Annotated in this window: 20 protein-coding genes and 1 tRNA gene; 5 read left to right on the top strand and 16 right to left on the bottom strand. The window is 53.4% G+C overall.

What is annotated here, in order from left to right; all coding sequences use genetic code 11:
- Positions 1 to 40: 40 nt before the first annotated feature.
- From IPJ68_05065 to IPJ68_05090, 6 genes are all read right to left on the bottom strand, one after another.
- The gene (locus IPJ68_05065) at positions 41 to 1759 is read right to left on the bottom strand and encodes a hypothetical protein (protein ID QQR78419.1); all 1719 of its coding nucleotides are present in this window, start codon (positions 1757 to 1759) and stop codon (positions 41 to 43) included.
- Between the two features lie 294 nt (positions 1760 to 2053).
- On the bottom strand, positions 2054 to 2596 hold the full coding sequence (locus IPJ68_05070; protein ID QQR78420.1) for a hypothetical protein: 543 nt from the start codon (positions 2594 to 2596) through the stop codon (positions 2054 to 2056).
- Positions 2597 to 2770: 174 nt separating this feature from the next.
- Positions 2771 to 6358 (bottom strand): DNA-directed RNA polymerase subunit beta', encoded by a 3588-nt coding sequence (gene rpoC, locus IPJ68_05075; protein QQR78421.1) that lies wholly within the window; start codon positions 6356 to 6358, stop codon positions 2771 to 2773.
- Positions 6359 to 6462: 104 nt separating this feature from the next.
- Positions 6463 to 9867 carry a DNA-directed RNA polymerase subunit beta gene (locus IPJ68_05080; GenBank protein QQR78422.1) on the bottom strand — a complete coding sequence of 1135 codons (3405 nt, stop codon included), beginning with the start codon at positions 9865 to 9867 and terminating at the stop codon, positions 6463 to 6465.
- Between the two features lie 306 nt (positions 9868 to 10173).
- Positions 10174 to 10494 (bottom strand): hypothetical protein, encoded by a 321-nt coding sequence (locus tag IPJ68_05085; GenBank protein ID QQR78423.1) that lies wholly within the window; start codon positions 10492 to 10494, stop codon positions 10174 to 10176.
- A gap of 405 nt (positions 10495 to 10899) precedes the next feature.
- Positions 10900 to 11151, bottom strand: a complete 252-nt coding sequence (locus IPJ68_05090) for a hypothetical protein (GenBank protein QQR78424.1) — start codon at positions 11149 to 11151, stop codon at positions 10900 to 10902.
- A 252-nt stretch (positions 11152 to 11403) separates the two neighbouring features.
- On the opposite strand from IPJ68_05090, the gene IPJ68_05095 reads away from it, so the two are divergent.
- Complete coding sequence (locus tag IPJ68_05095) at positions 11404 to 12462, top strand: tetratricopeptide repeat protein (GenBank protein QQR78425.1); 1059 nt, start codon at positions 11404 to 11406, stop codon at positions 12460 to 12462.
- A gap of 44 nt (positions 12463 to 12506) precedes the next feature.
- On the opposite strand, the gene IPJ68_05100 is transcribed toward IPJ68_05095, so the two are convergent.
- The 4 genes from IPJ68_05100 to IPJ68_05115 all read right to left on the bottom strand — a co-directional run bounded on the left by IPJ68_05100 (position 12507) and on the right by IPJ68_05115 (position 15663).
- Positions 12507 to 13262: an N-acetylmuramoyl-L-alanine amidase gene (locus IPJ68_05100; GenBank protein QQR78426.1), complete on the bottom strand. Its 756-nt coding sequence runs from the start codon at positions 13260 to 13262 to the stop codon at positions 12507 to 12509.
- A gap of 115 nt (positions 13263 to 13377) precedes the next feature.
- Positions 13378 to 13713, bottom strand: a complete 336-nt coding sequence (locus tag IPJ68_05105; protein QQR78427.1) for a hypothetical protein — start codon at positions 13711 to 13713, stop codon at positions 13378 to 13380.
- 15 nt (positions 13714 to 13728) lie between these two features.
- The gene (locus IPJ68_05110; GenBank protein ID QQR78428.1) at positions 13729 to 15108 is read right to left on the bottom strand and encodes an extracellular solute-binding protein; all 1380 of its coding nucleotides are present in this window, start codon (positions 15106 to 15108) and stop codon (positions 13729 to 13731) included.
- 3 nt (positions 15109 to 15111) lie between these two features.
- Entirely contained in the window at positions 15112 to 15663 is a 552-nt protein-coding gene (locus tag IPJ68_05115; GenBank protein QQR78429.1) for a class I SAM-dependent methyltransferase, read from the bottom strand.
- A gap of 320 nt (positions 15664 to 15983) precedes the next feature.
- Here IPJ68_05115 and IPJ68_05120 point away from each other — a divergent pair.
- The 3 genes from IPJ68_05120 (at position 15984) to IPJ68_05130 (ending at position 20187) form a co-directional block, all read left to right on the top strand.
- Positions 15984 to 16068, top strand: a tRNA-Ser gene (locus tag IPJ68_05120).
- Between the two features lie 307 nt (positions 16069 to 16375).
- Positions 16376 to 18232, top strand: a complete 1857-nt coding sequence (locus IPJ68_05125; protein ID QQR78430.1) for a hypothetical protein — start codon at positions 16376 to 16378, stop codon at positions 18230 to 18232.
- A gap of 32 nt (positions 18233 to 18264) precedes the next feature.
- Positions 18265 to 20187 carry a hypothetical protein gene (locus tag IPJ68_05130; protein QQR78431.1) on the top strand — a complete coding sequence of 641 codons (1923 nt, stop codon included), beginning with the start codon at positions 18265 to 18267 and terminating at the stop codon, positions 20185 to 20187.
- Between the two features lie 172 nt (positions 20188 to 20359).
- On the opposite strand, the gene IPJ68_05135 is transcribed toward IPJ68_05130, so the two are convergent.
- From IPJ68_05135 to IPJ68_05160, 6 genes are all read right to left on the bottom strand, one after another.
- A complete protein-coding gene (locus IPJ68_05135) occupies positions 20360 to 20695 on the bottom strand; it encodes a hypothetical protein (protein QQR78432.1) in 336 nt (111 codons plus the stop codon).
- Positions 20696 to 21298: 603 nt separating this feature from the next.
- Positions 21299 to 22003: a coenzyme F420-0:L-glutamate ligase gene (locus IPJ68_05140; GenBank protein QQR78433.1), complete on the bottom strand. Its 705-nt coding sequence runs from the start codon at positions 22001 to 22003 to the stop codon at positions 21299 to 21301.
- A 17-nt stretch (positions 22004 to 22020) separates the two neighbouring features.
- Positions 22021 to 22659: a queuosine precursor transporter gene (locus IPJ68_05145; GenBank protein QQR78434.1), complete on the bottom strand. Its 639-nt coding sequence runs from the start codon at positions 22657 to 22659 to the stop codon at positions 22021 to 22023.
- 308 nt (positions 22660 to 22967) lie between these two features.
- Positions 22968 to 23138, bottom strand: a complete 171-nt coding sequence (locus IPJ68_05150) for a hypothetical protein (protein ID QQR78435.1) — start codon at positions 23136 to 23138, stop codon at positions 22968 to 22970.
- Between the two features lie 19 nt (positions 23139 to 23157).
- On the bottom strand, positions 23158 to 23394 hold the full coding sequence (locus tag IPJ68_05155; protein QQR78436.1) for a PspC domain-containing protein: 237 nt from the start codon (positions 23392 to 23394) through the stop codon (positions 23158 to 23160).
- Between the two features lie 79 nt (positions 23395 to 23473).
- Complete coding sequence (locus IPJ68_05160) at positions 23474 to 24142, bottom strand: hypothetical protein (GenBank protein ID QQR78437.1); 669 nt, start codon at positions 24140 to 24142, stop codon at positions 23474 to 23476.
- A 92-nt stretch (positions 24143 to 24234) separates the two neighbouring features.
- Here IPJ68_05160 and IPJ68_05165 point away from each other — a divergent pair, with 92 nt between their 5' ends.
- A complete protein-coding gene (locus IPJ68_05165) occupies positions 24235 to 24501 on the top strand; it encodes a TfoX/Sxy family DNA transformation protein (protein ID QQR78438.1) in 267 nt (88 codons plus the stop codon).
- The last annotated feature ends 14 nt before the right edge of the window (positions 24502 to 24515 follow it).

Genomic DNA, 24515 nt, shown 5'->3' on the forward strand with positions numbered 1-24515 from the left:
TGCCTTCGGGCTCAGAGGTAGTCAGTATGTATATCGGTACCTACGGCGCTGTCCCACTGACGCACGGGCCGAAGCCATGCACGACCGTGACACCATTGACATTCACACAGCTCGGTGAGAAGGCGGTCTGGACAGCAGAGAGGCTGGTATAGGTGGTGCCATGAATCGTCCAGGGGAAAGCGGGGGTACTGTTCGTGCCTGTACCACTCCCACCACCGCCACTTCCACTCCCCGAACCTGAGCCTGAACCACTCCCACTGCCGGCGGCACAGCTCACCGTGGTGCCACCCAAGACAGGAGGCTCTACGATTGAGACGCGACAGAGTGAATTCGTGCAACCGGAATCACTTCGGACATTGAGGTAATACAAACTACCGGAAATGACGGGACAACCCGTTGGTCCAATGAGAATGCGGGGGTGACCACCTGGGTCAGCAGTCTGGGTACAGGCGGCCGAAGTCGAAAAATCATTGGGTCGAGTGGAAAGTGAGATGGTGGTGCGTCCGGTCACGCCATCCCCGCTCCCAGTACCTCGGTGGACGTTTATATACTGCCCCGAAGATGGCATGGTTGTCGCGACATAACGTACCGCAACGACATGTCCATTGTCGAGAGTCATGCCATTAGGTGAAGCCCCGGGACAATTGAAGGCAAAGTTTATCCCATTTGGACAACCTGGGATAGCTGTATTACTACCCGCGCCACCAAGACTGCTTTGATCCACCACCCAAACATTCGTCATGCCACTCGGTCGCCATGTGCCGCTCCCAAATCCCGGATCCCCTGGCGCACCAGCCGAGCAGGACGCGGTTGTGCCTGTCCCCACAGTCGGTGCCGGACATGCTGCACCGGCATGCGGGTCACCGTTTTGAATATTGATGCCGACAGGCAGAATCGCAAACATACATGCTCTACTTCCTTGCCCACACCCACTGAGTGTGAAGTTAACATAGCCGGTTGCTGGAGGAACACAGTGTGTGTCATCAAGGATAACCGTACCTCCAACGCCACTCGTACATTCAGGTGTTGCTCCGCCGCCGGGTGTTGAGGATAGGGATATTCTCGCGAGGCCAGCAGACCCGGCACCATCCCACCACCGCGTTTGCACATTGCCTGTACCGGTTCGAGTATACGGAATAGAGACGATCCCCCCTACTACTCCCCACACATATACTTTCGATTCGACATCAAAATATTGAAAGGGTGCGGTTGGAAAATCATAGACATTTGATGAAACAAGGGCCGTCCCAATCCGACAATTCCCCACCCCAGGGAGATAGACTCCTCCATCCGTCCCCCCACTCCCTCCACCCCCATCACTCCCACTCCCTCCCGAACACGCCCCCGTGACAAAGTTCTGCCCCTGGAAGGTCATCGTGGCACTCGTCCTTGGGGTGTAGGAAAGGATCGAAGCATTGAGGGTCACTTCACAGTAGTTGCCCTGAGCATTCGTCAGGCGTTGGGTCCCCGGACTCAAGACCTGGAAGGAGCTGCCTGTGACACTCCCAATGGGGACGGTGATCTGAGGGGACAGATCAGCTCCCCAGCCGAGGAGACTCATCCGACAGGTGACTCGATAGGTGAGCTGGTTGTTGGCATCAACACTCACTTCCCAACGGACGGGCAGGTTGTTGCCGGCTTGGGTGAAATCACTCACCCAGCTCTTGCCATACAGGAATTGGAGAGATCCTGGATCGGGACACATCGCCCCGGTCCCCGGTGTACTCCCAGGATTGGCAGGTGTCGTCACTCCCACCACATTCGACCAGGTTGAGACTCCAGCTGAGGTGATCGCACGGACATGGTAGGAATAGCTGGTACCGGGAGTGAGGGTGGTGTCGGTAAAACTCGTGGTATTGGACGTACCCAGGAGGTAAAGACGGTACAGGTCAGTCCCGTACAGCGTTCCACCTCATACCCGGTCGCTCCAGGCACTGCTCCCCATGAGAGGATTGCACTCGAAGCAGACGGAGCCGTCACACCAAGGCTCGCTGGCGAAGCGATGGGAGCAACAATGACCGCGCCGGATGTATCTCTGGGCAAGGTGACGAGATCACCTCCACCTCCCAGGCCCTCCACCCGTGCCACTCGCTCCACCTCCGCCCGTACTAGGGGTGGGGGTGGTTGTAGCCACCGCTCCCGTCGAGAGGGATGTGGTACTACAGCTCACCGTATCCCAACCGGTACGGATGAGACCGGTTGTAGTATTGATGATGGGAAGCGTCAAGATGAAGTTGACCGTGACCCAGGCTAAGAGGACGACACCGAGTCCAATCAAAGCCGCGAACATGCCTCCTTTGGCAAAGGTCATGCGACCTTCATTCCCCCCTGAGGTGAGGTAGATGATGGCCATCGCGACCAAGACGGCGACCGCGACTGCGGCCATGATGTTTCGGAGGAAGACGACGATGCGACTGATCCCCACCAAGAGATGGCAGAGGGTGCAACGTTCTGTCCCTCCTCCGGGGATATCGGGGTCTGGGGTGGAGAGGCCGCAGGGAATGAGGCCTGCGTGGAGAGACGTGGTGGGGACGAGGGAGAGGGTCGTGGTAGCGAGAATGAAGAGAGCGAGGAAGATGAGAAGGGAGCGGGGCATTTTTTTGAGAGGTGGGTTTTTGGGTAGTGTAGCACTCTTTTGGACATTCGGTCAGGGGGTCATCAAGGTCTCAAGCGGGTCACCATGGGCCTAAGCTAGCTTTTCCTGGGTAACAAAATCACCCTGGCATGCACCAGGGTGATTTTTGTCGTCAGACTCTCCTCGCAGGAAAACCTAGCGTTTCTCCTGACCTTCGCGGTAGCCCGTCCCAGCCGGGATGAGTCGTCCGATGATGACGTTCTCCTTCAGGCCACGGAGTCGGTCCTCGCGACCCTGAACAGCTGCATTGATGAGGACACGGGCGGTTTCCATGAAGGACGCCGCCGAGAGGAAAGACTCGGTCGAGAGCGCAACCTTCGTGATACCGAGCACCATGACTTCGCCGGTCGCTTTCGTTCCACCCGTTTTTTCAATCTCTTCGTTGGCTTCGTGGAATTGATCCTTCTCAACGATATCGCCTGGGAGGAGCATCGTGTCGCCCGGATCAGCCACTCGCATACGTGAGAGCATCTGACGGATGATGACTTCGATATGCTTGTCATTGATACCTTCACCCTGCGCTGCATAAATCTCTTCGATCTCACGGATGATGTAGCGATGGACGGCTTCCTCACCCATGACTTCATGAAGCTTCTTCAGATCGACATGTCCTTCAGAGAGGATGGAGCCCTTGCCGATGAGGTCGCCAACTTTCACTTTCACCGCAGCATTGGCTGGAGCTGAATACTCGTGTTCGACTTTCGCTTCATCAAGGACGGTAACTTTCACCACTTTCACTTCTTTCTCAATGGATGTCACTTGACCATCGACCTCCGAGAGAATCGCTTCAGTCTTTGGTGTCCGAGCCTCAAAGATCTCTTCCACCCGTGGGAGTCCCTGGGTGATGTCGGACCCAGCCACTCCACCGACGTGGAAGGTACGCATAGTCAGCTGTGTCCCCGGCTCACCAATCGCCTGAGCCGCGACAACACCGACAGAAACACCAAGCTCGACCAAGGCATTGCGACCCAAATCGATACCGTAGCATTTCTGACAGACACCGCGCCGAGACTTACAGGTGACAAGTGAACGGACTTTGACCTTTGGAATCGCCTTGTTCGTCTCAATTTCCTTGCCCTTGGCACGAGAGATGAGCTCATTCTTCTTGGCGATAATGTCGCCCGAGGCCGGATCCTTGATCGTCTCAGCGGCGTAACGGCCTTCGATACGACTCGCATAGGACATGCCGATCTTGTCGGAATCCTCGCGATAGAGATAGGCACCCGTCGTATCGGCACAGTCGTTCTCACGGACGATGATATCCTGAGACACATCGACCAGACGACGGGTGAGATAGCCGGCAGTCGCCGTCCGGAGTGCGGTGTCGGCCATACCCTTACGTGCACCGTGGGTCGAGATGAAGTACTCCAACACATTGAAACCATCCTTGAAGTTCGACTTCACTGGAAGCTCGATGGTTTCCCCAGTTGGGCCAGCCATGAGCCCCTTCATACCGGTCATCTGCACGACAACGGATTCCGAACCGCGCGCCTTGGAATAGACCATGGCATAGACTGGGCCTTCCTTGTCGAGCGTCGCGCGAACGGCGTCCGTGATCTGATTCTTCGTCTCATTCCAAACTTCGATGACTCGACCCTTACGTTCTTCATTGGTGAGGAGCCCCATATTGAACTGATCCTTCACCAGTTTCACTTTTTCTTCAGCCAGACGGATCAGCTCATTCTTTTCTTTCGGCACCTTCAGATCATCCATGCCCCAGCTAAACCCTGACTTCGAAACCGACTTGAAGGCGAGATCCTTCAAACGGTCAGCGAAGAGCGCTGCCTCATCCTGACCGAGCGTCTCGAGAATCCGCGAGATGAGCACTTTCAGGTCTTTCTTCGTCATTTCTTCGTTCACGAAGCGGAGTTCGGGTGGCAAGATATCATTCAGGAGAATCCGACCGACCGATGTCTCGATGATCGCGCCCGCCCAAGAGAGACGGACCAGGGCATTGATCGCGATCGCCCCAGTGTCATAGGCAAGGATGGCTTCATCCATCGTCCCAAACGCTTTCCCTTCACCCTTGGCCGACACTTTGGTATGCGTCAGGTAATAGGCACCGAGCACCATATCGAGAGTGGCCGACACGATCGGTTCACCAGAGGCTGGTTTCAAGAGGTTCTTGGAAGAAAGCATGATCGTCGCACACTCACCGCGCGCTTCGGCGGTCAGCGGCACATGGACCGCCATCTGATCACCATCGAAGTCAGCATTGAAGGCAGAGCACACCATCGGGTGAAGACGAATCGCCTTCCCTTCGATGAGGACCGGCTGGAACGCCTGGATCGAGAGACGATGGAGCGTCGGGGCGCGGTTCAGGAGCACATAGTGCTGCGGGATGATTTCGTCGAGGATTTCATAGGCTTCTTCGCTCTCGGCATCCACCATCCGACCCGCGGTGCGGACATTGTGAGCATGTTCCTTCTCGATGAGTTTGTTGATGATGAACGGCTTGAAGAGTTCGAGCGCCATCTTCTTCGGGAGACCACACTGGTAGAGTTTGAGTTTCGGTCCGACGACGATGACCGAGCGGCCAGAGTAGTCAACCCGCTTACCCAACAGGTTCTGACGAAAACGTCCCTGCTTACCCTTGAGGGCATCAGCGAGCGAGCGGAGTGGTCGGCGCTGGCCGGTCGATGCAGCAGTCGAAGCCTGTCCACGACGGGCCGAGTTGTCGAAGAGCGCATCGACAGCTTCCTGGAGCATGCGCTTCTCATTGCGCGTGATGACTTCCGGCGCACCGATCGCCAAGAGCTTCTTCAGCCGATTGTTGCGATTGATGATGCGACGGTACAGGTCATTCAGGTCAGATGTCGCGAACCGGCCGCCATCGAGCGCGACCATCGGACGGAGATCTGGCGGGATAACCGGAATCGCGGTTGGCAACATCCACTCCAGACGCAGGTTGGCCTTCTGGAAGCCTTGGTAGACTTTCAATCGCTGGAGAAGTTTCTTCTGATCGACGGACTCATCCTCAGAAAGTTCTTTCTTCAGGATGTCCACCATGTCCGGGATATCCATCTTCTCGAGAATCTTGCGGATGGCCTCGGCACCAATACCGGCGGTGAAGACCTGACCGAAGCGACTCGAGAGATTGAAGTACTCCACTTCCGACAAGATCTGATTTGGACGCAAGTTCTTGATATCGTCCTTCGTGGTCCGATACTGCTCCTTCAGGTCTTCAAGTGCTTTCTCAAGTTTCGTTTCGTCTTTCTCGGCGGCCCGGATCTCTTTGGTCTTGGCCTTGTACTCCTTCTCGAGTGCTTCAAGCGTCTGCTCTTTCAGGGCTTCCTTCACCTCCATGATGATGTACGAGGAGAAATAGATGACGCGTTCCAAATCCTGCGGCGAGATCCCGAGAGCGAGGCCGATCTTGGACGGCACACCACGGAGGAACCAGATGTGAGAAACCGGAGTCGCCAGTTTGATGTGGCCCATGCGTTCACGGCGAACGATGGCGCGTGTCACTTCGACGCCGCACTTGTCGCAGACGATTCCCTGGTAGCGGATCCGCTTGTACTTGCCGCAGTAGCACTCCCAGTCTTTCGACGGGCCGAAGATCTTTTCACAGAAAAGTCCATCCGGTTCATACCGCTGGGTTCGATAGTTGATGGTCTCAGGCTTGGTGATTTCGCCTTTGGACCATTCGAGGATGTCAGCGGGCGAGGCGAGCGTCAGTTTGACTGAGTCGAAATCGCTAACTTTGGTGATGTTTTCCATATGATGATAACTGACAACTTACGACTGACTACCTACAACAATTTGATTCTGAGAAGTATTTGTTGAGAGCAGTGGTTGGTTGTGGGTTGTTCGTTGTTAGTTAATTATACGGTTTCAATATCATCCTCCCCGTCGATCGAGATTGTCTTTGCCCCCTTCAATTCGACATTGAGGCAGAGACCCTTGAGTTCGTTCACCAACACATGGAAGGAAGCCGGGATATTCGGACTCTTGATCGCCTCTCCCTTGATGATGGACTCATAGGCTTTCGAACGGCCGAGCACATCATCACTCTTGATCGTAAGCATTTCCTGGAGGGTATGCGCCGCGCCGTAACCTTCGAGCGCCCATACTTCCATTTCACCGAAGCGCTGCCCACCGAACTGCGCCTTGCCACCGAGTGGCTGCTGCGTGATGAGCGAGTAGGGTCCGATGGAGCGCATGTGGATCTTGTCGTCGACCAAATGGTTGAGCTTCATGATGTACATGACACCGACAGTCGACTCATTGTCATACGAATCCCCTGTCTTGCCATTTACGAGGCGGATCTTACCTGATTCCGGCAGGCCCGCTTCTTTCAGTTGTGCCTTGATGTCGGTCTCCGAGACACCGTCGAGCGATGAGCTGGCAACCTTATAACCGAGGGTCGAAGCCGCCCAGCCGAGATGCGTCTCGAGGATCTGACCGATGTTCATACGCGAGGCGACACCGAGCGCGTTCAGGATAACGTCGACGGGCGTACCATCCGGGAGGTACGGCATGTCCTCGACAGGAGCGACATGCGAGATGACGCCCTTGTTACCGTGACGACCGGCGAGTTTGTCGCCGACTTGGATCTTCCGAAGCTGTGCGACGGAAATTTGGATTTGTTCGAAGACACCCATCGGGAGCTTGTCGCCCTTGTCACGGGAGAAAATCTTTACATCGACGACCTTGCCGTGCTCACCGTGCGGGAGGTAGAGGGACGAGTCCTTCACATCACGCGATTTCTCGCCGAAGATGACGCGCAGGAGTCGCTCTTCCGCGGTCAGATCACCTTCACCTTTCGGGGTAATCTTGCCGCAGAGGATATCGCCGGACGACACTTCCGCTCCGATGCGGATGATGCCGTTCTCGTCCAAGTTCTTCAGGCGGTCTTCGCCGATGTTCGGGATGTCGCGAGTCACGACTTCCGGTCCAAGCTTCGTGTCACGCACGTCGATAGAGAAGTCTTCGATATGGATGGAACTCCAACGGTCACGCTGGACGACGCGTTCGGAAATGATGATCGCATCTTCGTAGTTGTAACCCTCCCATGGGATGAATGCGACGAGCATGTTCTGGCCGAGGGCGAGTTCACCCTGCTCGGTCGAAGCGCCGTCCGCGAGGAGATCGCCTTCCTCGACTTTCTGGCCCTTGGTTACCCGGGGCACCTGGTTCATGGAAGTGAAGGCGTTTGATTTTTCGAAGCTCTGAAGCGGGTACTCACGATCGAGGTGTTCCTTCTTGGAGCCGACTGGGGCCTTGGAGCGGACTGTGATGTGATCCGCATCGACAGCCACGACTTCGCCGCCATCGAGGGCGAGGACGACCTGACCCGAGTCACGAGCTGCCTTGTCTTCGATCCCCGTACCGATCACCGGCGACTCTGGGACGACACACGAGACAGCCTGGCGCTGCATGTTCGAACCCATGAGCGCCCGGTTGGCATCATCGTGTTCGAGGAACGGGATGAGTGCCGTCGCGATCGAGATACACTGCTTCACCGAGACATCGATATAGTCGACGGCTTCGGCCTCGATTGTTTCGGGGTGACCCTTCACGCGGGCTTCGACCTGCATTCCAGTAATATTTCGGTAGTCGTCGAGAGAAATCCCGGCATGCGCGATAATTTTGCGGTCTTCAACGATCGCATTCAAGTATTCGATTTCGAGCGAGACGAACGGCATCACGTCGACTGTTTTGCCTTTTTTCTTGGCCGCGACTTTTTCGGCGATTTCTTCGGTCAAGAGCTCGCCCTTCTTGGCCACACCCTCAACAGTCTCGCGGAGGATACGGTGCACGAGCTCCTCTTTCTTTGCCGCGACTTCATGCTTCACGATGAGGTACGGCGTCTCGAGGAAACCGTATTCATTCACCCGAGCATAGGTCGCCAAGTGACCGACGAGCCCGATGTTCGGACCTTCCGGTGTCTCGATCGGACAGATCCGACCGTAGTGGCTGTGATGGACATCGCGCACTTCGAAGCCGGCGCGCTCGCGAGTGAGACCGCCGGGCCCCATGGCAGACAGACGGCGCTTGTGTTCGAGCTCGGCGAGCGGGTTGACCTGGTCCATGAACTGCGACAATTGCGAGCTGGAGAAAAATTCCTTCACGGCCGCCGCGACTGGACGCGGATTGATGAGTTGTCCCGGGACGACGGTCTCGACATCACAGGTGCTCATGCGATCCTTGATGTTACGCACCATGCGGTAGAGTCCGACACGCAGCTTGTTCTGAATGAGTTCGCCCACGGCGCGGACGCGACGGTTGCCGAGGTGGTCGATATCGTCGGCCTTGCCTTCCGGATCATTGTTGAGGCGGATGACCTCGCGAATGATGAGGATGAGATCGTCGAGATTCAGGACACGATTCTCTTCCTTGTCGGGACGATCGACTTCCAGGCGCTGATTCAAGCGATAGCGGCCAACCGCACCAAAGTCATAGCGCTCGTAATTGAAGAACATGCCATCGATCATCTGCTTGGCGTTTTCCTCGGTGGCGAGGTCCCCCGGGCGGAGACGTTTGTAGACCTCGCGATAGGCTTCGCCCTGGTTAGCCGCGCCGTCCTTGGCCAGAGTCGTCTCGATATAATGAATGTCTCCCTTGTCGATATCGGTAAAGGCCTTACGGATGTCCTTTTCGGTCAGGCCAAATGCCTTGAGGAGTGCGGTCACAGCGAGCTTACGCTTGCGATCAATTTTCACAGACAAGACGCCATCGAGGTCAGTCTCAATCTCGAGCCAAGCCCCACGATTCGGGATGATTTTCGCACCGAAGAGCTTCTTGCCCTTCTGGTACTCCATGGTGAAAAACACGCCTGGGGAGCGGATAAGCTGGGAGACGACGACACGCTCCACACCATTGATGATGAAAGTACCGCGCTCAGTCATGAGCGGGACTTCGCCGAGATAGATCTCTTGCTCTTTCACTTCGCCTGTCTTCTTCATGAGCAAAGTCGCCTTTGCGCGAAGCGGCGCCTCATAGGAGATATTCTTGTCTTTCGCCACGCTCGCAATATATTTCGGCTCATCGAGGTAGTACCCATTGAGAGAGAGCTCCAGGTCCTTGCCGGTAAAGTCCGTCACCGGGTTAATCTCATCGAGGAGCTCTTGGAGGCCTTTCTTCCAGAACCAGTCGTACGAAGCCGTCTGCACTTCGATGAGGTCCGGTAGGGACACGGTGATGCGGTTCTTGAAGAATCGACGCTTCTTCAATGAGGAACCGGTGCTGATAGCGTCCTTGACACGCAGCGCTTTGCCCTTGGTCATAGAAAAACACTCACGCCGCTCCGTCTTATCAGGCGAGATGATAAGCCGGGGGTATGAGGATTACGTTATTTACTTGTCCCAACGATGGTCGAATTGTTCGAGCACTCGACTGTATGCATCACCCGTGCCTTAGCGAGTAAGCCTATCGAGAAACCACTTCCCTCTTGAAAACAGCTTTTCGACAGACCTCGTTCCAGAAATCGAAAACTTTCTCTAAAGTACTTGTGAGTGTAGCAAGAGCTAAAAATCCTGTCAAATAGGACAGAAAAACCCCTGGCTCTGGTTGAGTCCTGGGTCGGTTTTCAGCTACTTTTTGTCTGTTTTTCCTTCACTCAGCGTCACAGTGTCGCGAAGTTTCCCTTCGCTCACTGCCCAAGTATACACTCCTGCCACCGTCTCAGCAATTTTCACCGAGGTGAAGTTGTCAGAAACGGTTGTTTCAAGCCGAAAATCGCTCACATCCCCAGGATGCAGGTTGTTTCCCGAGAGCAGCGCCTCGATCCCCTCAAACAGCTGCCGCCCCAAGTCCCGGCTCTCGGCCCAGCTTTTTTCCGCGACAACCTCCCCATCCTTCATAAGAACGAGCCGGGCATCAGTCTTGGTGAGAGTGAGAAGGAAAGAGTTCATAGTATATAAAAAAGTATTGGCCCTGTGTCAGTTGTACTGTATCACGGAGCCAGGGTGAATCAAGCTGTGGCACGCTTAGACTTATAAGCACACCGATTGACCTTTCGGCTTTGTCATTAAACTTATGCTTTCTGTTAAATTTTTCGCTTTCTTACTGCTACAATGGGCCTGGATGCGTTCACCGTCAATATGTTAAGAATATTGCAACAACAATCCGAGGGGGGGAACATCATCAAACAAGACTGATTTATGAAGTTGCACAGCTTTGTAAAGAATTTTTCCTATCAACAATTTACTTACCTGTTGGTAGGGCTCACTGTTCTTGTTTACCTAAACGGATTATTCGGCGAATTTCTTTCAGACGATCGGAAGCAAATCCTCGATAATCCGATCGTGCATTCCTTTTCAAACTTCTTTACTTTTTTCCAAGGAAGTACCTTTGATGCTGGCGACGGGACTTTGGTCGGGCTGTTCTATCGTCCCTTGCAGACCATCTACTTTTCTCTTCTTTGGAGCATTTTTGGAGCCCAGCCCGTCTTTTTCCATTTTTTTCAGCTCATCATTCATATCATCAATGGTCTTCTTGTTTTTTTTATTTTTAAGCACTGCTTTAGTAAAGTACTCGCTTTTTCCCTCAGCCTCATATTCATGATTCATCCAATGAATGTAGAGGCTGTTGCATACATATCGTCTTCAGGGGTCATACTGTCCCTTCTATTCGGCCTACTTGCATTCAGGATTGTTATCAGAAACAATATCAGGCCAAGGGATTACGCCCTACTTTCGAGTTTCTTGTTACTCTCAGTCTTATCTCATGAAATTGGCTCCCTATTCATCCCCATTATCCTGTCATTTAAATTCTTATACGATAAGAAAAACGTATTCTCATGCGCTGGTAGTTTAGTATTTGTGGTGATTGTCTACGCCATCCTACGGTTTGGTGTTGGGCATGTCTATTTTCCTGAGGTTCATCAGTCGCCCATCATGACAATGTCTTTGATTGAAAGACTCCTGCACATTCCGAAAATTCTCATAACCTACCTCGGCACCTTCTTATTCCCGCTTCACCTGAGTTTTTCACAAGTCTGGACGATTCCAGAGATTGGATTCAGCAATTTTTACATACCATTGATGATTTTGCTCATTTTACTGGCTGGAAGCATTATCTTTACGCACCATCTCTACAAATCAAAAAGTGGCGAGTTTATCCTCTTCATATTTTTTGCGACTTGGTTACTCATAGGACTAATTCTTTTTATCCAAATAATTCCCGCTGAGCAAACCGTATCAGAGAGATGGTTCTATTTCCCGATGATAGGATTTCTCGGATTATTGGGGGTACTAGCGCAATACTTTATCGAAAAAAGGAATGGGGGTGTCATCAATTACCTGGCAATCACCGTCTCTATCATTATTGTTCTCCTATCAGTCAGGACTATCGTGAGAAATAATGATTGGAGTGATGAGTTCACTTTAGCCAAACATGATATAAAGCACGATCCAAATAACTATATACTTGCCAATGCGGTGGGCGCAGAATATCTCAGACGTGGCGACGCAAATAACGCAATCGGCTTCTTAGAGAAGTCTTCATCCCACTTTACCGACGCCCAGACACTTAGCAATCTCGGTGCTGCGTACCTCATGCTGGGGAATTATTCAGAATCAAAAGAAGCATTGCAGAAATCCATAGAGATAAATGAGCTCAGCGACACTGTTACAAATATGGCATGGTTACTGGCAACGAGGGGTGATCCTGTAGAAGCGGAGGCTTTCATACGAAACAAACTCGACAAATATCCGCAGCTTTGGAAGCTTTGGATGGATTTGGCAATAGCAGAATATAAACTAAGTAAAAGAGATGAGGCATTACAGGCAGCTAAGCAAGCCTATTCATTGGCTCAAAACGGAGAAACGGCCTACCTCTATAACCAGATCAGTAAAAATCTCCCCTTGAAAATAGATTAGCCCATTTCATTTGCTCTTTTAAAAACCCGCAGCAGTATAAACAATTATTTCAGCCTCTTCCAGTCGAATTTCCAGGGGTCAGACTTCCGGCCAGGGGCGATATCGGCGTGGCCAACGACAGACTTTATCTTGTAGCGGCTCTTGATATCCCCGACGAGCGCGTTCACGGCTGCGTACTGCTTGTCCGTGTAGCCGCTTTCCTCGGTCGCGATGATCTCGATGCCGATAGAGAAATCATTTACGTTCTTGCGGCCGTCGGGCATTTTCGATGCCCCCGCGTGGTAGGCAATGTTTACTTCCTCGATGAGGCGGTAGACTGTGCCCGTCCGGTCGATCAGATAATGAGCGCCAACGCCGTCGCCTTCATACTCGGTGATGACTTTGTCCACCAGATACGGGTCCCCGCCGAGCGCATTGTACGACGAATGCAAGACGATGGTGTCGATACTGCGCGGGGCCGGCGGGACACGATAGCCAAAACGCAAGAGCCGAGGCTGAACCGATAGACCGCTTGTCGCATTTGGCTCCGGTGTGGCTGCCTCCGCTGGCTTCACGGCTGCCGCTTCTCCGGTCGGCTTCTGCGACTCAGGGGGTCTTTCTGGCTCTGAGGCAGGTGCGGGAGCGCTCGCCTGGGGCGCTACCGATTCCGTCAACGGAGTATCGGTCGGCTGCGGTTCTAGAGTGAGCGGGGCGTTTTCGAATGCGGTCTCATCGAGTGGGGTACTGTCTGAAAAACTGTACCACAACCCACCTGCGGAAGTCGCCAGGAAACCGACAATAACGAGGAAAAGGCGAAGCATAGGGTATGGCTCTCTCTGCACCGATTATACCCCAATGGAAAAACTCGAGGAAACCCGCCTCATGTACCCCGACGGATGACGGCAAACACCCGGGAACATAACAAGGCTTATCACTCTAGTGCCGGCGCGAAGCAAGCCAGACGATACCCGTCACGAGCAATGTGAGCGAGCCAAGGACAATTTGTCCGATACCGGGGAACTGCACGATATGGTCGATGACCCGGACCCCTCCTGTCAAGAGGAAAATGATACCAATGACGAGGAACAAACATAGGAGGAGACGCGACACGACCAGACTGATGACTGCGAGTGCCCGGTCCTCAGCGATGCCTGAAACTCGGTCGATGAAACGCTCGACGGCACCAAACAGGTGCTCGATGAAGCGCGGAACAAAACTCGTGTGTTCCGCATCATCTTCCGTGACTCTCATTCTTTTTTTCTTTTCGGACATATTTCTTAGTCACTCTCAGCGTCGGTTGAGTTGGGTGTATCGGCTATCGAGTATCGAAAGGGCTTCGCTGACCGTCCGTTCACCGCGCACCACCGCGCTGATCGTCTCGACGAGCAGTCCCTCCGCCTGTTCAATATTCCCCGGCTTCCAACTCTTCGCGATGAGGTTGCCGGCGACGAACGGACTGAGGACGACATCGTCCTTTTGAGCATCGATGAGATCTCGGCGCGCCGCTGGTTTCTTCGTCAGTTCGATATATTTTTTGGCTGGGTCGATGGGGAGAGGAAAGTCCGCCGTCTTCCCCGAAAAGGCATTGGCAAGCTGCAGCACCCCAGTCGGATGGGGCAAGGTCAAGTATGACAGGAACTGCCATGCCTCATGCACCCGAGCCTGTTGGTAATTCTCGGTCGAGAGTGTCGCCTGTGGCCGCGAGAGATCAGCGACCTGAGTCTTGTTCTTGGTGACAGCGAAACCCCAATAGTTGGCGAAGTTCACTGGGGCACGATCCCTGAATTGGGGCAGTGGCGCGATGGCAAAGTTCAGCTTCGCGTTCTTCTGTTTTATCGTCGAGTAGTGATATGAGTAGTTGATCATCATCCCGAGCGTCCCCTCATAAAACGCATCAATCGAGTAGTGCTGCCGTTGGTTCCAGGTATAGGTCGGCAGACCGAGTCGGGCAAACTGCGTATAAAACTCGAGCGCCTGCCGATTCAGCTGGTCGCCGAAGTGCGGATCCGTTATCGGTGCCCCGTACTGCTGCATCAGATTGAGCAGGATATCGGAAGAACGATTCACATTTTCGCCCGCCCCGAGCGCGATCGCGGCCTGATTGATATTGCCGAACTCATCCTGCTTGACGAGGAGTGGGACCATCGCGACGAGCTCCTCCCAGGTCTTGGGTGGCGCCGTGATGCCCGCCGCATTGAAGATATCCTTGTTGTAATAGAGCGCGAGTGAATCGACCGACAGAGGGACCGCCATCACCTGCTTGTCCGCGTTGAGGAAATCGTCGGCCACGACATCGACGAACGAGTCACGGACGGTCTTTTCGGTCAGGAAATTGGCCGGGGCCGGGATCGCCTTGTCAGCAAAACTAGAAAGCCAGGTATTGCGAAGCATGAAGATATCTGGCCCATTGCCCGAAGCCATCGCGTCGAGCAAGTCTTCCTTGTACGTCTCGGGAGCGATCTTGCGATACTTGATCTGCTTTACATAGGGGTTGAGCTTCGTGTATTCGTTGGCAATCTGATTGAACGCATCAGAATCATCAAATGTCCCCCAGATTTCAAGAGAAACCTCGTACGGTACAGAATCCGGCCCGCCACAACCAGAGAGCGTGAGCAGAGAACCACCGAGGAGAACGAGGGAGGCGAAGAGTGATATACGACGTTTCATAGGCTAGTGTTTCTTCTCAACCAGAAAAGCGTAGTGGAAGCCACCGACCGGCGGCTCTTCGACGACCTCCAGTCCGGCATCTGCAATGACGCGTTTCATTTCATCTGGCTTGATGCGCAGTCCTCTTTCGGGACCGACAATCGATTCATCCGGGTCCCATTCGACGATGAGTGCTCGACCGGTGGGCTTCAGGATACGGGCCACCTCGCGCATGATGACGCCTTTGTCTTTGTTCTGGAGCAACACATCCTTGGCGATAACCCAATCGACAGACGCTGCGCCGAGACCGGATCCGTTCGCGCGCTCCAAATTGCAGCGCTGCGCGACAACATTGCCGAGTCCGAGCGTCTTGGCCTGGCTCGTGATCGCCTCCAGGGCTGAAGGCAAGACATCGAGCGCGTAGACCGTACCATCAGACCCGACCGCCCGGGCGAATTCGAACGAGAAGTGCCCTGATCCCGCGCCAAAATCTGCAACGGTGTCCCCCATGCCGACCGGTAAAGCGCGAATCACTACGCGCGGCTCGACGAAGGTCAGTGTTTTCGGTACATCCATAGTTTTGTTTGCTTTCTCTTCCTCTTCAATTGTACAACGAAAGAAGCGGGTTTCCAACGCTCCTCATGGCCACGGTTGCCCTCGAGCCATTCTTTCGCTAGACTGTGCTCGTTACAAATGGAAAGGTGGCCTCCGCCCAAGACGGACCGGCCTTGGGTCGGGAATGGTTCTGAATAGATTGTACTTGAGAAAATTTACGCAGCTGGAAAGGTGGCCGAGTCCCGCCAGAGGCGGGCAAGGGTTTAAGGTCTTGTTTGTTACCAATTTGTCGAAAATTGAAGAAACAATTTTTGGTATATAATTGAAATCCGCCTTAGAGCGGAAGGGTGGCCGAGTGGTTGAAGGCACACGCTTGGAAAGCGTGCATACCGCAAGGTATCGCGGGTTCGAATCCCGCCTCTTCCGCTCTGTGGCGGAGAAAGCCAGTCACGTCGTTCGCGAACGACGTGACAAGCGTATGAGCAATCGTACCGGGGATTCGAATCCCCCTTTTTCCGCAGAGAGCGGAGCGAACAAGGAATGGAGCACGCCAACTGCTTGGCGTGCGTGGGGGATGAGAATGACGGAGCACTGCCGAACAAGCATGAAATTTTATCGCATCAAACATTCAGAATTGAGGATAACGCGGGTGTTTTGAACGAACTATCCCGGATGGAATCACTACTGCAGCCAGCGTGATTTAGTGGTAAAATACAATTACAAAAGAAAACAAATGCTTTCTGCGAATCATCATCAGGGCTTGCTTGTCTTTGAAAGAGGTGGCCGAGTGTATCTTTTTTGGCGTTCTGCCGAGCGCTCGATGCCGGGCATCTTCTCGGTCGAGAGTCCGGATGGCAGAAAATTCAAGAAAACACTTTCTTTCGTCGCTCTGTACCGTCCAGACGGCACCAAGACCGTGCTGGGTTCCTCGCCCGAACTCCGCGCCGGCTCGCTCGGCACCAAGACGCTGCTCAGCTTCCTCGATGAACGGAAGAACACACTCTTCGCCGCGATTGAAAAGGATGGTGCATGGAAGATCATTGCTGCCACCGATAGCTTCCGTGCCCCGAGTGTCGTACTTGCTCCGAAGTCAACCCTGACCGCAAAAAGTCCGGCGCTCGCCTTCTTCAGCCGAGATGGCCGGATCATCTCGCTCGCCCGATCAACTGGCGACCTAACCCGCTGGAAGGACCTCGGTGATGTCCTCACTGTTCGGCCGAACAACTTTGATGCAGCGAATCTCTCTCCCCTGCATGCCGAAATCACTGTGCAAGGCACCCTCCTCGTCTACTCGGCTCAGGACCGCTCCGGCCAGATCGTCATCGGCGCCGCACTTTTCGATCGCAAGCATCCGACGACCACATTGTGGCGCAGTGATCATGCTTTGTGGACCGCACCGATCGATACGCCACCAGACGCTGCGATCATCGGCGGAGGGAACATCGGGAAATACTTCTCGATCTATCTCCAGTCAGCGGAACACGGCATTGAATCATACCCGATCGCTCGCTACTGGGAAACGTACCGGCAGCGCGTTCGACCGGCACTCCCCCTGCCGCCACGCATACCGGGTATACGCATCCCGATCGAGCGTTTCGCCCAAAATCCGATCATCGAACCAGTCGTCAGACATTCCTGGGAGGCCTTCGCGACCTTCAATCCGGCTGCCATCTGCCTCGACGGACGCATCCATCTCCTCTATCGGGCACAAGGCTATGACGGACAGTCCGTTCTCGGGTATGCCTCGAGCGGAGACGGTGTCCACATTGATGAACGACACGCCAACCCCGCCTTCGTCCCGTCTCGTGCTGCCGAGTCAGCGGCTCGGACACACGCACTGTCCTTTGTCTCCGGCGGTGGGACGGGCGGATGCGAAGATCCGCGACTCGTCGAAATCGATGGGGTGGTCTATCTCATCTATGTCGCTTTCGATGGCGCCAATCCCCCCGGTGTCGCGCTCACACATATTGCCAAAGCCGATTTCCTTGCGAAGCGCTGGGAGTGGGCCCGACCGAAGCTCATCTCGCTGCCGGGAGAAATTCAGAAAAACTGGGTTCTCTTCCCAGAGCAAATCAATGGAAAATACGCGATCATCCACGGTCTGAGCCCTGAAATCCGGATTGAATATGTTGACAGCCTGAAAAGACTTGGGGATGGCCACTATATCCGAAGTCTCAAGTCGCATGGTGGCCGCGGCTATATCGAGCCGGCTCGGCTGCGTGCCTGGGACAATATCGTCCGTGGGGTCGGCGCACCACCCATCAAGACCGCGTATGGCTGGCTCGTGTTCTACCATGGTATGGATCTGCGGGACCCGGGTAAATACAAAGTCGGCGTCATGCTCCTCGACCTCGAACACCCCGAGAAAATTCTCCGACGTGCCCTAGAACCGGTACTCGAGCCGGAAACCTTCTACGAAAACAGCGGCCACAAGCCTGGTGTCATCTATGTCTGCGGTGCCGTCATTAAAGACAAGAAGCTCCTCGTTTATTACGGAGCAGCTGATCGCAGTACGGGGGTCGCGATGGCCGATCTCGACTCCTTCCTCGGTGATCTCTTGAAAAATACGCCCCCACCCTCACGAAGATGAACGTAAAAAAACTATCCTCCTAATCTCTCCTTATGCCATTCTTCAAACGCTCGTTCGAAAACCCAATCCTCGTACCACAGAATGACCTCCCTTGGGAGTCTGATGGGGCCTTCAATGGATCGGCCATTCGGGAGAAAGGCAAGACCCGTCTTCTTTATCGAGCGCAGTCTCTCCCGCTCCTCCACGACGATGGGCCGTGGCTCTCCCTTTCATCCATTGGCCACGTCGAGAGTACTGATGGGATACATTTCAAGAATCACCGCCAGGTCATCAAGCCAGAACTGCACTGGGAACGCTATGGCTGCGAAGATCCCCGAGTCACAAAATGCGATGGCAAATATTATGTGTTCTATACAGCACTCTCGGAATTCCCCTTCCGCGCCGAGGGCATCTCGGTCGGTCTCGCCATCACCAAGAACTTCAAAACGTTCGAGAAACATCACATCACACCCTTCAATGCGAAAGCGATGACGCTTTTCCCGGAGCGAATCGGTGGCAAACTCTGGGCGATACTCTCAGCCAATACCGATCAGCCACCTGCGACCATCGCGCTCGCTTCCTTTGACGATGAGACCGACCTCTGGGATCAGGCGCGTTGGCAGGCCTGGTATCAGGAATTAGACCAGCACGGACTCGAACTCCAGCGGACCGATAATGATCACGTCGAGATCGGTGCGGCGCCGATCAAAACCAAGGAAGGCTGGCTGCTCCTCTATTCCTATATCCAGCAGTACCATACCGCCTCCCCCATTTTCACGGTCGAAGCCGTGCTCCTCGATCTCGAGAATCCTCGGAAAATCATCGCCCGAACTGATGTGCCACTCCTCGTCCCAGAGGAAGAGTATGAACACTACGGCAAGGTGAAGGATATCGTCTTCCCGACTGGAGTTGTGCTACGCGGTGACTCACTGTTTCTCTACTACGGTGCGGCTGACACAACCACCTGCGTCGCCATCGGGAGCTTGAAGACAATACTGAAGGAGATGCGATCCGACCCCAAACGGCGACCGCAATTTGAGCGCTATGGGCACAATCCCGTGCTCGCACCCGTCGCGAAACATGACTGGGAAGCCAAAGCAGTCTTCAACCCCGCTGCTATCGACGTCCCAGGGAAAACAGTCATCCTCTACCGTGCGATGTCCGCCGATGACACCTCTGTCCTCGGGTACGCGGAAAGCAAGAATGGTTTCCGTATCAACCGCCGCCTCCCCGATCCGGTCTATATCCCCCGCGCGCCGTTTGAAACAAAGAACGCGCCGGGTAATTCCGGTTGCGAAGATCCCCGCCTTACGCGTTTCAACGATACCTACTACATGCTCTACACCGCGGTTGATGCCGCTACCCCGCCGCGCGTCGCGCTTACGACTATCCCAGTCGATGATTTCCTCGCCGAACGTTTCGAACGTTTCTCCGATCCAGTCCTCATCTCGCCGCCGGGCATCGATGACAAAGACGCCTGCCTCTTTCCGGAGAAAATCGGTGGCAAGTATGTCGTCCTGCATCGCATCCAGCCCTCGATCGACATCAATTTTCTCGATGACCTTGCCTTCGACGGCACCTCGCGATTTCTGATGCATCGTCCGTTCATCTTCCCACGGCGCGGCATGTGGGATAGCCGAAAGATCGGCATCAACACCGCCCCGATACGAACTAAAGCTGGCTGGCTCATCCTCTACCACGGTGTCTCTGAGTACGATGGTCACTACCGTGTCGGGGCGATTCTCCTAGATCTCGAAAATCCCGAACGCATCATCGGCCGCAGCCGGCACCCGCTCTTCAGCCCCGAGGAAGACTATGAACGCGTGGGGGTTGTCCCCAATGTCGTCTTCCCTTGCGGTGCGGTCGTCCGCGGGACCAAGCTCATCACCTACTACGGCGGGGCTGACCGTGTCGTCGGTGTTGCATCCATCGCGCTGCCCAAACTCTTGAAGTCCCTCCTCGCTGATGGCGTGTAGGCTAGCGTGCAAGACTATACATTGAGTCTTGAATAAACTTTGTTATTTATTGGTTCAACCGAGCGGACAGGTGAGGCTTTGAATCGAGAGGGTCTAGGTAAGGATAATCAGAAATCCGAACCAGTGTCGATAAAAAACAGAAGACCCGGAGGAGCAGTCTTCTGCTCGCGGGTCACTTCTTCCGCAATGGTTGGGCATGCCGCCACTGTACGACGCATGGCTCCGGTTCGTCCAAGTGGTGACGCACTGTCACACCTCGACCATCGGCCGACAGACAAAGCTGAGTCCCTCTGACTACCTGAAAACCGTGGTCATCATCCGGTCCCTCGTGGCACGTGATTGCGCCCTCCAGATGGATGTAGCAGTCACCGCCACCCATCTCACCAACGTATGGTCCAGAGACATCAGCGGACTCACCGGGCTGGATGGTAACGTCCTCGGCATAACCTTGTTCAACGTGGTAACCGAAAGCGATGATGGGATACGATGTCTTGTTAATGACCTTCATGCTTCTACCTCCCTCGATGTAGGTTGGATAATCTGTCCTCGAGCTCAAGGACTTATCAGACTACTTACTTTAGCAACTTTAGTCAATACATGATGTTTGAATCCCATCCGTGATAACAATAAATAAGGCTGTTACAGCCCTTCTTTGAGAGTATTCCCTCTAGTGAACAAACTTAGGACTTTGGATTGGAGAAGTATTGGGAAGATGGTGGGAGAGATGGGGACAGTTTTAGCGTAAAAAAGGGAGTGGGTATTGCCGTGTTAGGCTCACCACTCCTTTGTTCGTCTCGGCCGCTGCCACGCTTGCTTTAGGCAAAAATGCAGTTAGCGACCCAGATGAGGGCGCCTAGAACGCCCGATATGAACGCCATCAGTCCGACGTTCTTTTCCTGCCACGCTTGGCGCAGAGAAATCTTTGGGGTACACAGATACGCGTTCGGTATCATGCTCAACTCCTCTCGTAAAAAATGATTGCTTTACCCTAACCAATTCACCTCCTACTCATGTCCAAACTGGACTGAACATACTATCAGAGTTTTACATAAAGTCAACAGAGGGCAACAAAAAAGGTTCCACTTTAGAGCATTACCCATCTCGAAATAATTCAGCGCCTTAACATCTTTTGAAAAAGGGGCTTAAACATATCATCCTCGATATCAATGTGAAGCTCATTCCGATTCACTCTTTCACAAAACTCTACTGGCACATCCTGAATAAGAGCGAGTGGTTGTTTTTCGTCTCCCTCGCCCATAAGGAGAACTGCCGCGGTTGCCAAACTATCCGCCACATCAGTACTCGAGAACTTGAGCTTTCGACCATAGATATCCGGTTTCCCTCGGTAATCTCTGAGACCGCGAAAGCCCGCATACCCCAGCGCTATTCCGACCACACCGGAGCGGAGCGGCATCGTTCTGCTATCCGTCAAAATGATCCCCAGGTTTTTCACTCTGTAATATTTCTGTAGCTTCATGCGGATGAGAGAGGCAGATCGAAAGCTATCCTTTGGTAACAGAATGAGTTTGCCATTGGCATTTGATTCATCGATGCCGGCTGAGGGCAGGATCATCCCATCTTTGATAGTAAGCCAAACGTATTTCGTCTTCAGTGCAAAGCTACTTTCAGCACGGATCGCTTCCTCTTTCGTTTTGGAATCCTTGATAATCACCGTTCTTCTTTCTGCAAGAGCAACTATTTTGGAAGTAATAACAATGACTGACTTCTCAGGAATTTTTTCAATATAAGAAGTTATAAATGGTAGAAGATTCTCTCCTTCCAAAAACGTCCGAGTTTTTATGGCTTGAGTATGCATATAGATGAAGGTACTGATTATTGTTCATTATCTTTGAGGAGATGAATCCCTATGTAGGAAAGGGGCGTATAGAGCATCCCCATTGCGACCTTATACAACCACCAGGAGAAAATAATGCTCACCAACGTGGAAGCGCTGTAGACACCAGCAAAGGCAATGACCATAAAAATAGTCGTATCCAGCAATTGCGACCACAGATTAGACAGAGATGAGCGGAGCCAGAAATACTTTATTTTCAGCTTGTTTCGAAAGAAAAAGAAGGAGAAGACATCTTGATACTGTGCGATCAAGAATGCGGCGAGTGAAGCAAGAGCAATCCGTACCGAAACCCCGAAGACTTGATCATAGCCATCCCGTACCCAGCCCCCAGCCTCAGACCAGGGCATAACAAGCGACACAAGTGAATATGCGATGAACAGTGCCGTACTCAAAAACCCAGCGAGAACGAAATATTTTGCCATGCTCTTCCCATATACTTCGCCGATTACGTCATTCATCAAGAACACGATGGGGAATGAAAACACTGCGACAGAGAGATGAGACCCAAAAATGAAGGGCATAATTTTCAGGCCCAATGTGTTGGCCGCGAATAATGAAGTCAGATATATGGCCAGTGCGATTATAAGCTTTCTGAACGAGCGGTCAGTAAGAATCATATTTTAAGAGAGTAAAGAATAAATAAAACCGCCTGACAGGCGGAACTGAAAAGGCTAAAATTTCCGCTCTATCAGGATAGGATTGCGGTATTGTGGACAAAGCCGGACCAGGTTTTCGTGTATCGATTGTGGAGCATGAAAAGACTATACCAGGATTGATAGTGAAATTCAAATCGGGTCCTTTATAAGACTCTATTTGAATTTGCTCCGACGACAGACCCGAACCCCCGAGAGGAGAAGTTCGCTTAGAGTCCCAACACATCCGTGCTTCAAACCCTGGAATTACTCGCGGTCCGTAGATAGCCCATCTAGTTCGGGAGAAGAATCGGGCCGAGGGCGACCCCGAGAAAATACGGCCAAAGGATGACGGCCAAGATTCCCTGCCCAAACGTCAGGTGCAAGAAACCAATCGTGAAAAGCCAGCCAACACACCACAGCCCGCCAGAGAAAACATGATTTTCCACCTTGATTTTCTCCACACGACGCCAGATTACATGATTACGGTCTGGATGATTCGGATGCGGTGCGTTCCGCGTGCTTTACAGGCACGATAAAAATTGCGAGGACATAGGCGATGACACCCGGTGCAAATCCCGTAAAGACGGTGACGAGAATCCACAACAGTCGCAACACCACCGGATCGACGGCCCAGTATTCACCCAGACCACCGCAAATTCCTGCCAGAACTTTATTCGACTGACTTCGTAGATGCTTCGTTGGTGCTCCTGTTTCCACATCGTTAGATTAATTTTTTCAGATCCGCGTGAATCCTTTCCCCCATCCATCGGAAACGCACGCGCCCCTGACTCTCCCGCTACTGTACGGGAGCCGGCGCGCTCGGGAGCGTCATCCCGGCCGGCAACTTATCCTTCATTTCTTGCATGAGTTTCGTCGACTGCTCCAGCATCGCGCACTGGTCAGTGAACGTGACATCCTTCGGGATCGTGAAATCAGCACCCGATGCCGGTTCACATTTCACGTTCTTGGCCATATCGAACGCCTTCTCCATATCCTGAGGCTCAGCTGGAGTCGGTGCCCCAGCAGGCTTGGGCAGATCCTTCACACTCGTCTGAAGCTTCTCGAGACAGGCCTTGGACATCCGCATGCCGGTCTTGGAAGCACTCGTCCACGAATACTGGTTTTCACCATCCATGAGCGAGTACATCGTCATATCACCCACGGTCGTTGTCGACTTCACCTTGCTGCCTTCGATGAAAACGGTTGACACAACCTGATCATCCCCTTTGCTCATCGCATAGGTGCACTGCATCTTCTGACCGAGCCCCATCGCTTCTTTGAGGGAGGACACCATACCTTTCTCCTCCGCCATGGGAGTTGGATTCTTGGCAGCCACTTCATTGTTCGGATCCATTTGACCCGCCAGCGGCATATCGTTCGCAACCGGTTTCGGCCGGCTATTCCAGTAGAGGAACCCGCCAATGAGGAGCACTGCCACCACGACCAGCCCGATGATTTTTCCCATAGTTATACGTTAATTGTTTCCAGTATACCACCCCACTAATGTACTGGCGGAGCGGTCACTCGAGGTTCTCACAGGCAGTGTACAATAGAATTATGAAGAAAACCTCTCCTGATTCTCTCCAATCTATCCCCGGCATCGGTCCAAGCCTAGCCCGAGACCTCCGCGATCTCGGGATAAAACGCCCGAGCTGTCTGAATCGCGAAGATCCGGAACGGCTCTATCGCAAGCTGGAACGGCTCCGCGGTACTCATATCGACCGTTGTGTCCTCTATGCCTTCCGCTGTGCCGTCTACTATACTTCCCACCGACAGCATGATCCGGAAAAGCTCAAGTGGTGGCATTGGAAAGATGCAAAATGAGGCTCTGAGGGACA

Source organism: Candidatus Moraniibacteriota bacterium (genome assembly GCA_016699425.1).
Taxonomy (GTDB): domain Bacteria; phylum Patescibacteriota; class Minisyncoccia; order Moranbacterales; family UBA1568; genus SSEF01.